General features: G+C 59.8%; 17 protein-coding genes and 1 tRNA gene. 12 read left to right on the forward strand and 6 right to left on the reverse strand.

All coding sequences use genetic code 11. The annotated features are described in order from the left end of the window. The coding region (locus E3O42_RS04085; RefSeq protein WP_174844218.1) for an HNH endonuclease signature motif containing protein at positions 1–531 on the forward strand (531 nt) is incomplete at its 5' end. 75 nt (positions 532–606) lie between these two features. Beyond that, positions 607–678 (forward strand) — tRNA-Arg (locus tag E3O42_RS04090). Positions 679–762: 84 nt separating this feature from the next. Here E3O42_RS04090 and E3O42_RS04095 read toward each other — a convergent pair. Both E3O42_RS04095 and E3O42_RS04100 read right to left on the reverse strand, forming a co-directional pair. Continuing rightward, positions 763–1,392, reverse strand: a complete 630-nt coding sequence (locus E3O42_RS04095; protein ID WP_134452657.1) for a recombinase family protein — start codon at positions 1,390–1,392, stop codon at positions 763–765. A 236-nt stretch (positions 1,393–1,628) separates the two neighbouring features. Then, on the reverse strand, positions 1,629–2,105 hold the full coding sequence (locus tag E3O42_RS04100; protein WP_134452658.1) for a hypothetical protein: 477 nt from the start codon (positions 2,103–2,105) through the stop codon (positions 1,629–1,631). A 527-nt stretch (positions 2,106–2,632) separates the two neighbouring features. On the opposite strand from E3O42_RS04100, the gene E3O42_RS04105 reads away from it, so the two are divergent. Further along, positions 2,633–2,911: a hypothetical protein gene (locus E3O42_RS04105; RefSeq protein ID WP_134452659.1), complete on the forward strand. Its 279-nt coding sequence runs from the start codon at positions 2,633–2,635 to the stop codon at positions 2,909–2,911. A 208-nt stretch (positions 2,912–3,119) separates the two neighbouring features. Next, on the forward strand, positions 3,120–3,584 hold the full coding sequence (locus E3O42_RS04110; protein ID WP_134452660.1) for a cytidine/deoxycytidylate deaminase family protein: 465 nt from the start codon (positions 3,120–3,122) through the stop codon (positions 3,582–3,584). 185 nt (positions 3,585–3,769) lie between these two features. Here the strand turns inward: E3O42_RS04110 and E3O42_RS04115 are convergent, their stop codons facing one another. Next, positions 3,770–4,084, reverse strand: coding sequence for a hypothetical protein (locus E3O42_RS04115; protein WP_134452661.1), 315 nt, complete (start codon positions 4,082–4,084; stop codon positions 3,770–3,772). Positions 4,085–4,186: 102 nt separating this feature from the next. On the opposite strand from E3O42_RS04115, the gene E3O42_RS04120 reads away from it, so the two are divergent. The 4 genes from E3O42_RS04120 (at position 4,187) to E3O42_RS04135 (ending at position 6,962) form a co-directional block, all read left to right on the forward strand. Further along, complete coding sequence (locus E3O42_RS04120; protein WP_134452662.1) at positions 4,187–4,750, forward strand: hypothetical protein; 564 nt, start codon at positions 4,187–4,189, stop codon at positions 4,748–4,750. A gap of 434 nt (positions 4,751–5,184) precedes the next feature. Then, a complete protein-coding gene (locus E3O42_RS04125; protein ID WP_134452663.1) occupies positions 5,185–5,523 on the forward strand; it encodes a hypothetical protein in 339 nt (112 codons plus the stop codon). Between the two features lie 418 nt (positions 5,524–5,941). After that, entirely contained in the window at positions 5,942–6,358 is a 417-nt protein-coding gene (locus E3O42_RS04130) for a hypothetical protein (protein ID WP_134452664.1), read from the forward strand. Between the two features lie 49 nt (positions 6,359–6,407). Then, positions 6,408–6,962 (forward strand): hypothetical protein, encoded by a 555-nt coding sequence (locus E3O42_RS04135; protein WP_134452665.1) that lies wholly within the window; start codon positions 6,408–6,410, stop codon positions 6,960–6,962. 438 nt (positions 6,963–7,400) lie between these two features. Here the strand turns inward: E3O42_RS04135 and E3O42_RS04140 are convergent, their stop codons facing one another. Further along, positions 7,401–8,066 carry a hypothetical protein gene (locus E3O42_RS04140; RefSeq protein WP_134452666.1) on the reverse strand — a complete coding sequence of 222 codons (666 nt, stop codon included), beginning with the start codon at positions 8,064–8,066 and terminating at the stop codon, positions 7,401–7,403. 412 nt (positions 8,067–8,478) lie between these two features. Then, positions 8,479–8,721 (reverse strand): hypothetical protein, encoded by a 243-nt coding sequence (locus tag E3O42_RS04145; protein WP_134452667.1) that lies wholly within the window; start codon positions 8,719–8,721, stop codon positions 8,479–8,481. 262 nt (positions 8,722–8,983) lie between these two features. Between E3O42_RS04145 and E3O42_RS04150 the strand changes: the two genes are divergently transcribed. The 3 genes from E3O42_RS04150 (at position 8,984) to E3O42_RS18900 (ending at position 9,962) form a co-directional block, all read left to right on the forward strand. Continuing rightward, the gene (locus tag E3O42_RS04150) at positions 8,984–9,241 is read left to right on the forward strand and encodes a hypothetical protein (RefSeq protein ID WP_134452668.1); all 258 of its coding nucleotides are present in this window, start codon (positions 8,984–8,986) and stop codon (positions 9,239–9,241) included. Between the two features lie 64 nt (positions 9,242–9,305). Next, entirely contained in the window at positions 9,306–9,620 is a 315-nt protein-coding gene (locus tag E3O42_RS04155; protein WP_134452669.1) for a hypothetical protein, read from the forward strand. Between the two features lie 135 nt (positions 9,621–9,755). Further along, positions 9,756–9,962 (forward strand): GNAT family N-acetyltransferase, encoded by a 207-nt coding sequence (locus tag E3O42_RS18900; protein ID WP_420897859.1) that lies wholly within the window; start codon positions 9,756–9,758, stop codon positions 9,960–9,962. Positions 9,963–10,189: 227 nt separating this feature from the next. Here E3O42_RS18900 and E3O42_RS04165 read toward each other — a convergent pair whose 3' ends face one another. Further along, positions 10,190–10,588: a hypothetical protein gene (locus E3O42_RS04165; RefSeq protein ID WP_134452670.1), complete on the reverse strand. Its 399-nt coding sequence runs from the start codon at positions 10,586–10,588 to the stop codon at positions 10,190–10,192. Positions 10,589–11,502: 914 nt separating this feature from the next. Between E3O42_RS04165 and E3O42_RS04170 the strand changes: the two genes are divergently transcribed. Then, positions 11,503–11,943: a hypothetical protein gene (locus E3O42_RS04170; RefSeq protein ID WP_134452671.1), complete on the forward strand. Its 441-nt coding sequence runs from the start codon at positions 11,503–11,505 to the stop codon at positions 11,941–11,943. The last annotated feature ends 247 nt before the right edge of the window (positions 11,944–12,190 follow it).

A 12,190-nucleotide genomic window follows, 5' to 3' on the forward strand; every position in this document is an offset into this window, starting at 1 on the left:
ATCGACCCCGAGACCGCCCGCCGGATCGCGGGAACGGCCACCAGCTGGACCCGCATCCTCACCCACCCCGAGACCGGCTGCCGGCTCAGCATGGGCCGCGTCACCCACGACCCGCCCGCCGACATGCGCCGCTACCTACAAGCCCGCGACCAAACCTGCCAAGGGATCGGCTGCAACCGGCGCGCGAGCTTGAGCGAGATCGACCACACCCGGGCCTGGAACACCGGCGGCCCCACCGACGTCGACAACCTCGTGCACCTCTGCAAGAGCTGCCACCGCCTGAAACACCAATCCAGCTTCACAACCAGCCAGGGCCCAGGCGGCGCCCTGACCTGGACCACCCCCAGCGGCAAGACCTACACCTCAGCCCCCACCAACACCGACCCAGCCAGCTACGACCCCACCAGCAACGACCCAGCCAGCTACGACAACCGACCAGCCAACCCCATCGACCCGGCACCGGCACCATCGCCGGTCAGGCCCTCGGCGTCCGTGCCTCGACTCGGCGTCGACGACCCTCCCCCGTTCTAATCGTCCGGTTCGGCAACGGGGCCATCAATCGGCGCGAAGAGGTCCGCCCAGGGATGCTAACCTAGAGGTTCCTGGGCCCCCATAGCTCAGGGGATAGAGCACTGCCCTCCGGAGGCAGGGGCGGCAGTTCGAATCTGCCTGGGGGCACATTTTGTCACGTGACACGCTACTTCGGACTGCTGCCTTCTAGTTCGGACAAACCGCAGACCAGCTCGTGGGAGTCTGTACTCGTTAACTCGCACCGTCACTTTCCGGGGTCTCGTCACCGGACTGATCTGGCAACAGTCCCAGGGTGCGGGCCCCGCGGTAGAACGTGGCGCGGGACATACCGAAGTCGCGTGCGACCTGTGCCGTTGGTTCTCCGGCTTCGATGAGTCGGTTGGCGTTGCGGATTTGTCGGTTCGTGATTCTTCGCGGTCGGCCACCAAGGTTCTTGCCGGCCCTTCGGCGTCTATCGATCGAGTCGAGCACGCGCTCACGCTTGATTTCGTGTTCCATCTGCCCAAGAGCAGCCATGGTCGTGAACAGCATGGATCCCGTCGGTGTCCCTGTGTCGACGTCGCCGCCGCCCAGATCGAGGACGCGAAGCTCAACGCCTTGGCCGCTAAGCCTTTTGGAGAAGGCAAGAACGTTCAGCGTCGACTGCCCCAGACGATCCAGCGTCGCGATCACGAATGTGTCGCCAGGTTCAAGCGCGGTGAGTGAGGCATAAAACTGGGGACAAGCTGCCCGCGCTCCGGAACTCCCCTGATCGATATATAGGTCGTCACGCCGCACACCCGCCGCCAAGAGCTCGGCCCGCTGCACGTCTGTGTCTTGCTGCCGAGTCGATATCCGCGCGTAGCCAATCAGCTTGATCACAGCACTCCTTAGTTGTCTCATAACTAACGATGCGCACTGTAATTCACGTCAATGGTTATGCGACGTAGTTATGAGACTCGACCCGTAGTGAGATTCAGGTGATTTCGGAGAAAGTCCAGATCACGTCGAGGAGACGTCTCGAATCCCTAGGGTTACGAGACGCCGCGGAACGGGCGTGGCGACCTTAGGGAGCCTCTGGCTTCTCACCCGTGGTGGCGGGAGGGGGCCCGCGCTAATCAGCTGCCTGCTTGGATTTGTTCGAGCATTTCCTGAGCATTGACCTCTGATGAGAACCCAAGTTGTGCCTGATCGCCCGTCATCGCATCCAATACCAAGACCGAAGCCTGCAGCTCGCCCCCGATCCTTATGACCAGGCGCACCGATACTCCGGCGTCGGCGGCCTCTTTCGTGAGTCTTTGAAAAACCTTCGTCCCCTCGTCGTTGAACGTCACGTCAACCATGTTCTGTCCATCTTCGGCGACACTGGAATCTTTAATCCCGGCTTCTTCGAATGAAGTTGGGAGCACGACGCTCGTGCCGTTGATAGATACGCACTGGGAATCCGAACCCTCAATGCAGGATTCCGAAATTGCCATCTCGATCATTCCCCCGGTGCCCGACGGTGCCTCCTCAGCGCCAGCGGTAGTGGAGCAGGCGCTAAGCGCCAGCACGGCGAACGCGGCCAAAGTCAGCACGGGGGCTCGAGAAGCCATGGAGGTCCTTCCTCGGGGAAGCGGGAGGTAGATACCTACCCGGCTCCCACTCGCGACCATAGGGGATGGTGCCAACAATTTCCAGCGTCCAGTGGTTGTGGAAGCGTGGGCGACCGCGTGGGCTCGAAGGTCTCGAAACCTAAGTGCCTCGTACGGATGCGAGACGTGACGATGGTCACGCCGCGCTCGTTCACTCGGCTTGATGGCTGGAGTTTGATGCCCCTCACGCGTGATTCAGGACTCAATGTGTCGAACACATGGGTTACGAAAGTGGGGATCGATCCTTGAGCCACCCCGACTTGGCGCGTGAGACGTCTCCCATCCGTACGGATACGAGACAGAAATGGGGCCGGAGAGCACGAGGATCGGAAGTCCTCTCCACTCATGGGTCCTGAGCGAAGAAGCTCGGATGGAATGCCATCATGGACAAAGGTCACTGAGGACTCAAAATCATCAAGCCGCAATACCCGAATTCGACGGCACGATTGCTTCCTCTGGAGGATGTCTTGAAGTTTCGACGTGACTACGTGAACAACATCCCCCCGGAAGCGGCGCTACTCCTGCTCACGATCCGCGGATTCCTTCTGTGGCTGGTCATTCCGATTGGGTTTGTTGCGTGGCTCACCTACTTCTGGTGGGCTCGGTCGGCATCACTGGGGCAATGTCTGGGATGGTTCGACCTCAACCTCGTCGCGTTGCTGCAACGTCTGCTGAAACGCTTCATCCCGCGTGCAACTGTGCGACGGGTACCCAGCCAACAAATGTCAGCCGTCACCCACCGCGTCACATCGATGAGTCTGTTGTAACAGCCGCAAAGGAACCGCCGGGAGTAGGCAGCCCACCCGCGGCGCGAATGTCTCGAAACCTAAGTGCTTTGTATCCCATGGGATACAAGACAGAAGCCGCCTCTAGGACTCCTCTGGAACGGCATCCGCAGGACGGGCCCGTTGTCCGATCGGATTGTCTTGCGGCCGGGCCTGATTCGGAATCGTCGCGAACCGTAGGATGTCCCTCATGCTCTCTCTCGCTGAACTCGAATTGCCGACGGCCGCCGACATTGAGCTCATTGAGTTTGCAAGAGCGGTGATTGACGCCAACACGGATGCCGGCCCCAATGAGGATGGTGCACACACCATGGGTGCCGCAGTCCGGGACGCCGCTGGTCGCATGTTCGCCGGGGTGAATCTGTTTCACTTCACCGGTGGTCCTTGCGCCGAGCTGGTTGCGCTGAGCGCGGCGCGTGCGCAAGGCGGACGAGACATGACGACAATTGTCGCTGTTGGCAATCATGGGCGCGGTGTTGTTGGACCCTGCGGGCGGGACAGGCAGGTGCTCTTTGATTATTACCCGGGGATCAGGGTGCTGCTTCCGACTGCCCAAGGCGTACGCGTGGTCACCATCGAGGACCTCATGCCGTTCGCAGCGGCGTGGACCATGGAGGGCGGCACACAGCAGTTCAACGAGGAGCGTTTTTGCTAGGGACTCAATTCACGAGTGAGCTGGCTCGCGCCAAATAGCGATCATAGAACTCCGCCACACAGCGCCGAAAGTCACAATTGTCGAGATGGCGACGGGCGCACGAGTGTCCGGTGGAGGATCCCCTATCGGACAGGCCTTAGGTCCGCATACGCGTCAGCCCTACAACTCCGGTGAGATCGCCAACGTCATGGAGATGCTGCGAACACTTCTTCAAGCGTGACCAATTCGCTTCCGCCAAAGTATTTTTGTACGTCGGCGGGGCATTCCACGGCAGCGATAGACGGTGGCATGTATGCATCAACCCGGTCGCCCACGAACTCGACCTCGATGCTGACGCAGACCAACACGTCGGCAACCCTCGCATTGAATCCGCTTCCGGTGGAGCTCTGCCCCGATGCGGCGTAGCTAACCAGCACCTTCGGATAGGACTTTGATCGATCGACTACCGCCCCGAACGCCGCACCGCGAGCCCAGCTGATATCCCATCGCTTGTGAGACATGAACAGGCACCTCCTGGCCCAAGGCCTGGCGGAGACGGAGGTGTCTTGAGCAGTCAGGATGCGAGAGGCCGAACCTCTGTAACAGAAGTAGGCTTCGCTCCCATGGGGACTACAAAGCGGATACGTAAGAGGCTCGGTGATGCGATCGGCGACCAACGAATCGTCCGCATAGAGCGAAAACTCAAATTCGCCGACCGGATTGACGGTTTCGTGGTGCTCGTCGGCAAGCGGTGGGCGCTTGTCGCGCGGTCTTCAGATGGCGGGTTCTTTGATGGCTACATCGCCTTTCGTATCCGTGATGTGAAGCGGATCAAGCCAGACAGAACCTTCGAGTCGGCGTACGCCAGAACACGACCAGAATGGCCTCCTAGATACCCATCCGCACTTAGGTTGAATTCCACAGCTGACCTTCTTCAAGGGCTGGGCCTGAGCGGAGCTCTACTGAGCATCCAAAAGGAGAAGGAGCGCGCCGCCATGTGGATTGGAACCGTAGACGAAGTCGGTGAGAAGTATGTCTACCTCCATGAGGTTCGTCCCGACGCAACATGGCATTCGTCGCCTCTCGGCTACAAGCTCAAAGCGATCACGAGCGTGGAAGTCGGAACCCATTACCTCGTCGGTCTCGCCGGAATTGCGGGATCAGCTGATACGCCGCGAACAGAATAGGCAGGCTGCCCGCTGAGGCGAAGTCTTACGAATCGTAAGCGATCTGCCGAGGTGAAAGCGATTCCCCAGCGTCTCTAAAGTTTTGCAGAGGCATCGTTCTTAGAGACGTGTGGTCGCTTCCGGCCGTGCTCTCGAAATGCAAAGGTCACCTCTTGGAGCTTGCGCAAGCGCCACCTGCAGTCCCACAAACTGTCTCGAAACATATGTGCCTCGTATCCCATGCCTTTTATACACAAGGAGTTCTGGGACACATCACTTTGTACGACGAGGATGGAGGTCGAATGGACGTAAGTTGATTGAGCGCTTCACCAGCCGATGCTCGCGGCGGCAGTGCTGGCGGTTGATGACGAAGCTGCAACGACAGCGCTCGCATCGTAGGTCACGTGTTCAATTCCGGGCATCTTCGCCGGGCCCGGTTACGCTACGGTGGGCCGATGACCGACCAAGACGAGGGATGGCGCGATTCAGCACGCCGGCAGCTGCACCTGGTCTGGGCTGTGCCCGCGGTCCTGCTGATCTGGCTCGTCACCTATGTCCTCGCCTTCATCACGTGGTGCGGTAACTTCGGTGGTGAGTGCCTCTTCCCCAATCAGGAGGCCAACCAGGCAGGAGAAGCGGTCCGCACGCTCACCGTCGGCGGTTTGATCGCCGGAGCGGTGATGGCCGCCGCACCTTGGTCCAGACGGTGGCTGCCCCGGATGATTGCTGGAATCGTGACGCTGGGAATCACCCTCGGTGCCGGGCTGTTCTACATCGAACACATCAGCCGATAGCCCAATGCGAGGTGCGCACCGTGCTGCAGGAGCCCTCTCCCGCACTCAATGTCATGGCGTCAGCATCGTCCTTTCAGGCTCTCGAAAAACCCACATGGGCGGACTCTGTGCCACAGAAGAGGCGGTAGCGCCTGGTTTGATAGTTGGTCACCGGTGACTTGCCTTGCGTGATGTGTCGCTTAACCTGACTGCCTCGTATCCCATGGGATACAAGACCCTGAACTGACTCAATCCGATGCCACCGGGCTCGCTAGCCGGTCGACGCTCGGATGTCCCAATGCGAAGTGGAGTGCTGCGGCGGTGACCGGAATCCGGGCAGCTGGACGGGGTGTGAGTAGCGGGTTGGTGTACCGGCTGTCATGAGCGATACGTTCGGTAATGTCACTACAGCAGGTGGCGAGTACCAGAGGTGGGACTAGTGAACAATATCCAGATGCGTACCCGCGAGAGGGTTCCGGGTCTCTCGATGCGTCGCCTATGGATTTGGGCGGTCTGCTTGGGTGCACTCTCGCTAGCGGCAGCGATTGCGACGGTGGTCGCGATCATAGTTACTCAGTCCACTTTCAATAGTCCGGTCGTCGCGACGCTAGCGGCCATCTTCGCAGGCAGTATGGGCTTGAGCTTTCTTCTCATGTACTACGTGGGTCTGGCGGTCAAAGCGGAGATCGCGGTTGGCTACACGACGAGTCGTCTTGGGTACCCACATGTAGAGCTGGTTGACGAGTCGACAAGTCTCGTTGTTCGGTCCGCGGGTGAGCCTCTGATAAGCCGGGAGGAATACCGGCGCCGCGTGCAGGCGTATAGGACCATGGTGCTGGGTTCTGATGATGCTTAGGTCAATGAGGTGGGGAGTTGTCGCGCCGAACACTGCCCTAATCCTCGCGATGGTATGGCTGACTGGCCACCGGATCCTGCGGGCTGCGGACGGTAACAGCGGCAAGGCGATGGTGTTCTTCGGCCTTTTCTTCGGCGCCCTGGTTCTGGCTGCTGTGATCGTCGGTCTTCTCTATAGAGCGGCTGCGTCGACCACCCGAGGCCTCCTGGAGTTCTTGCAGGACGATTATCCAGGCCAGGTATACGCGATCTTCAAGTCAGAAGGTCTCAAAGAGGACGTGAGCAGACTCGCGCCCGCACTGCAGGGAGACGCCTGGAATGCGCGAACGATGTATGCGGCACTGACTGTTGACGCGAAATCCATCACCCTATGGGACGGGTCGAGCGACAAGGCGACGATGGTCGCACGCGTCGATCGAACGGCAATTACCGCAGTCACGGCCGTATCGGAATCGCTCCGAATTCGCAACGCTCAGGCACTCGCTCTGACGATTCAGCACGGCCCGATGCCCTTAGAAGTCACCTTCGCTCCCGCAACCGTCGGAGACTTCATCTTCCAACCGGTCTCAGATGTCGCACAGCTCCGTGCGGCAATGCTGAGCTGATAATTCTGCCTCAGGCGTCGGCCGGTGAACCCGCTTCTTTGGCTTCCGGCCATCAATAATGCGCGGGGTGAGGGGCATCCCAGCACCGGCGGGCAGCTATCCAGCGATGAAGAACCGCTGCAGGCTGGTCGACCGCCTTCGGGCAACGCGGTTCCGCCCCAAATGTGTGCCTGAATGCACGATGTGGTCAACCTGCGCGACGCCAGAGTCGCGTCCACCAGTTCGCGCGCTTTGCCGGAGGCGTCGTCGGTGCCCGGTGATCATCGATCGCGCGGCGGCCGGCAGCCCGCGCATTCGCCGCCTCAACTGCACTCAGTTGATCGCCGCTCGCCTTGCCTGGATCGCCTCAGGCCACTAGTCATGCGCCTCGCATCTGACAGTCTCCGGTCGCTGGCTCGGCAGTGATGGGCGCAATTCCGCTCACTGCGTGCGGGCGCGCTATTTGTCGATGGGCGGAAGGACCTGCTCGGTGCCTACACCCATGGTGACTGGTGAGGTGTTTGTGGCATCAAACGCCACGCTGAAGGGCGGGTCTACGTCAATGGACTCGGCCAGTCCCGGGTCGGTGGTCAGCGTCGGGTCGAGCGACTGGAAGCTAACTTCGATTAGGCCCGGCACAGTCGAAGAGCTCTGGGAGACCTGCACCTGTCGTTCGGCGGAGACGTACTGGCGGGTCTGCCTGGACACCTCGTTGGCTGCCGCTTGGTAGTCAGCTGCGTTGAAACCCACAGACTCGACGATGACGAAGGGCAAGCCGGTGTTCTGTAGAAGTACGACGGCTTCGGCCGGAGCTGATCCCTTGAACGCCACATGCATGGCGGGGGTCTTGTCGAAGAACGCGTAGCCGAACTCATCCGGAAATTGCTCCTCGATGGCTGCGGTGGCGGTTCCAAGCGGAGCGTAATTTGCTTCCCAGAACTCATCGTCGCCGGGAATGGACGCGTCGGCGGGCGGACTATATGGCAGGACCTGCTCGGTATCCACTCCCATTACAGCGCTGGCCCCCGCAGCATCATTAGGTTCGGCTACGGGAGGCGTAGCGCAACCTGACAATACCAGCGCGGCTAGCCCGGCGGCAACGAAGCAGGAAGCGAGCTTGCTCATTTTCGTCCTTCAAAAGTTGTTGCCAGCATTCGCGGGAGCCAAGTGGTCAATTCGCGCCGAACGGATTCACCCGTCCATTCAATAATGTCCGGAACATGCCACTCGGGTCCCGCCTGCCCCGAACTGGGGTGTCCCCTGGACGCCTGCGATGAATGGCCGAGCATTGAGGAGATTTGTCTCGTGTCTTGACCTGCCTCGCATCTCTAGGGTTTCGAGACACCTCCACCCACGGATATGTCAGGAGAGCCCAGAAAGTCGCCAATTATTTCCCCCAAGCGGGTGGCATACATCTCAAGCTATCCCCCAATAATCTTTCAGGAAACCGATGGGGGAAATTGTGGGCAATCGCCGGTTCGGTCTTCGCCTCCGGCAATGTGCACGTCACCAACAATTGCCGGATCGAGGGAGACGTCTACTCTGGCGGCACGGTGGTTATGGACTCAACACCGCAGGTGCTCGGATCCGTCGCGGCAGTTGGCAATGTGCGGTTCCAGTCGAGCGCGAAGATTGGAGGGTCAGTGTCTACGAGCGGAACCTTCACCGTCATCGACGGCCTGTCCCACCAGGCGCTCATAAGCAAGGGATCAATCACCGGAACGATCTCGGCAGGAGTCGCAGTGCCAAAACCATCGGTTGCGCCATACCAGATTTTCACAGCTGGAATACTTCCCTCGTCGGCTATCACTTGTAAGCAATGGATGAACCAAACCGCGGCGGCGAATGCTGCCCCCTCCTGGTCTCAGAGTCTTTCCAGCAGTCCGGGGTGCACCATGGCTCCGGGGAGTTCTAGCGTGAACGGGTCCACCGTGTCTACAAGCGGTGACCTCATTGTAGACGCCCGTCCATCTAGCAGCGCATGCACTGGTGTCGCCCTCCGACAAATGACAGTGTCGCTCGGCAGAGACTTGACGCTCATCGTGAGCAAGTTCGATGCCATAAATGGACTCAACGTTGTCTCGCGCGACGGTTCAGCCCACACGCTGACGATCAAAGTAGAGGGGGCATCTGGCTCGACTAACAAGGATCTGACCTTCTCCCCTACCACCATGATCGACCCCAAGGTCAAGGTGCTGCTCCAAACACCAGGAAAGATTTCGGCAAACGGCACGTCCTCAATGCACGCGTCGATCCAATCCGGAGGGTTCGCCACCTCGGGAGCAGTCAATATTGACTAACTGGGGAACACACCTAAAGGAACCAGCGGGTTTCAGTAAATCAGTCTCACATCTGTTCTGGACTGTGCCGCTTGCGCTTCTGATCGGATATCCGCTCTGGTTTGCGGCCCGGCTGGGCTGGTGCGGCTACGGTGGGTGCTGGGGAACGGACGCAAATTCTCAGCAGACCGGGTATGCCTCTGGAGTCGTCCTGGCGATTCTGTGCGCGCTGCTCGTTTTCGCCGCGATCATGGTCCCACCGTGGTTCCGCCCGTGGTGGGTGCGACTGATCGTGGCGGTCGTGGTTGCGGTTGTAGTCTCGTACATCTTCGGGTGGGGGCGCGCGCCGTCGGTAATCCCCTTCCCGCCCACGATTCCGTTCGGCGGCATCCAGTTCTGACTGCGCACAGATCTTGCAGGAGTCCGCGTCACCAACAGGCTCGAGCGAGGCGGCATCCATACCTTCATCTAGGGCAAAAACGGACGCCAAGATCCGGGATATGGATTCGTTGACGAGGACATCCCCGAGCTGGGCATAAGCGTAGTGAGCACTCATCGAGGCCAGGGCGTGGGCCGCGTTCTTCTTGAGCGGATCAAACGGGCCTCAGCGGATCGTGGCCTCCGGGGATTGAGCTTGAGTGTCGAGGATGAAAACGAGCGAGCGCGCGCTCTTTATGTGCGCAACGGATTCGTGGTCGCGGGACGGGCCGGCAATTCGGACACGATGGTCTTAAGGTTTTGACCCGCTGAGGGTCCCCTTGCGTGGAACGTCACGACAGTGAGCACTTCACTTGTCTCGTAACCTCCGCGTGTCGAAACCCATGGGATATGAGGCACATCAGTTGCGCGACACACCACCACTGATTGTGCCGTTCTCTCTGCGGCGGCCGGGGGCCGGTGCGCAAGAGAACTCTGCCGTCTTTGCAGACCCAGCGACGCCGGCAGGCCCACAATGGTGATGGTCAGTCCCTATCTCGCTGTACCTGATACATAAAATGCCGTGAACGACTTGCATTCGGCGGGCAGGTCACTGACGATGTCTGCTTGTCCTCCGGAGAGAGCAATTGTGTCTCCCAGCACGTAGGCTGCACCCTCCCAATTGAGGGTGGTGCCGTCCCAACTAGCAGTATTCGGGAAGATCGGCACAGAAGCCGTATTGATCGTCACGCACCCGTCTGTGATCGTGAGCTCGCCCTTGAGGAGTGCTTCGTTCCCCGCGTCCGCCGGTCCCGAACCGGTTGTTGCCATAATGGTGGTGGCCGTTCCGCTGGCCGCAATCGCGCCTCCGGAAGTGGTGGAGCAACCCCCTAGTGCGAGTGATCCGATGGCAAGCACGAGAAGAGTCCCAAGTAGTTCGCGCTTCATCATGCTGGTGCTCCTTATGTGCCCGCTCGCCATACGGCCGGTGCGGCTGGTCCTTTGGCAAGCTAACAGGATGGCATTTCGACCAAGTGAATCTCTTTCGACAGTTTCAAGAAATGCTGACTAGACATCCTGTGGGATGAGATCGTTCCTGAACGAAGACGTCTCACCACCAGCTCGTCCCACCTCGACCAGTAGGTCTCCTTCTGTCTCGTATCCCCATGGGATACGAGACACGGGGCCCACGAGGTTGAGAGCCGGCACGCCGTTGCTACGTCCAGATGAGAGTCGGTTTCGGCCTGCCGTTAGAGGGTTTGATTGTGCTTGTGACGGGTACATGGCGCCAGGGTTGCATCGTTGATGCCCGATGGGCGCTACCTGACACGTTCGAGCAGCCGATGCTGCCGGGCTCTCCGGACAAGCTCAGACCGGCAGACACGCTTGATCTCCACCAAGCGTTCATGGAGGGCATTGAGGCTGACGCTTCAGACGAATACTTGATCGCTGGCGGCGGGACTATAGACGCGGCCTGGCTGTGGCTGCGCACCATGAGCCCGGCCGTTGCCGAGCGAGTGAGCGCATATCCAGGTCGCGTGGACGTCTTCACAGCTGTGACGCCTGTGCGGTAGATGCGTTGGCCGCAATCAGAAGCCCAGGCGCGCAGGAACCATCGACAGAGAACCCGCTCGTACACAGGGTCGGTCCTCGTTCTGTCAGATCGTGAATGTCTCGTAACCCAAGTGCCCCGAAACCCATGGGAAACGAGACATCGGCAGAGCCTGTTGGTGCCGCCGGCGCCGCGCAGGAGACGCCTCATATCCGTAGGGTTTCGGGACGGCCCCTGTCGAAGAAAGCACCCGCGCGCACTCTAATTGCGCGGGCTACATATGCCAGGGCGGTGCTGGGCCTAGGCTCTCGTCATGCGCAACGATCTGACCCTCTCAGCACTTCGGGATGTCGTGACGCCACTCCTCGCGCCGACTGTGCAGGAAGTGTCCTTTGTCACCGAGGAGTCTTATAGCACTTGGACACTTCACAGTGGCGCAACGGGCATCACCTGCAAAGTGGAACATTCCGGGATCTGGTATGTACAACTCGACGATTGGTACCTCCTTGAGCTATTCCCCGTCGGCGAGACCCGCCTAGTAGCGTTCCTCATTGCTCTAGACATCAACCCCATTCACCTCGTAACCGCGCGAATCGGAACCAAAGTAGTTGGTTCGTGGTTGCGATTCTCTGGCGGCATGGAGTTCGAAGATCCCACCCGGAGGGACAAGCGGATCACGCGTACCCCCGGTTACTCGCTCGATGTCACTCCGTGGGTCACCGGAAACGAACGCATGGACCTACTTCCTTACTGACCCCGCCTCAAACCCGAAGTAGCGGAATATCTGCGAAGCCCGACGCATTGAGCTCAGTACCGCAAATATTGCGCCAGCGTGTTTCCGCACAAGCTTCAAATGAAGTGGAGTGTCTCGTAACCTCAATGTCCCGAAACGCATGGGCGAATTCAAACGGTGGAAGCAACAGGGGCTAATTCCTTCCCCGAGACTAGCTCGCTGAGCAAATCGGCTGGGGTGCGGCGTTTGAGGGTTTTGCGGGGCCGCT

Source organism: Cryobacterium adonitolivorans, assembly GCF_004402695.1.
Classification (GTDB): domain Bacteria; phylum Actinomycetota; class Actinomycetes; order Actinomycetales; family Microbacteriaceae; genus Cryobacterium; species Cryobacterium adonitolivorans.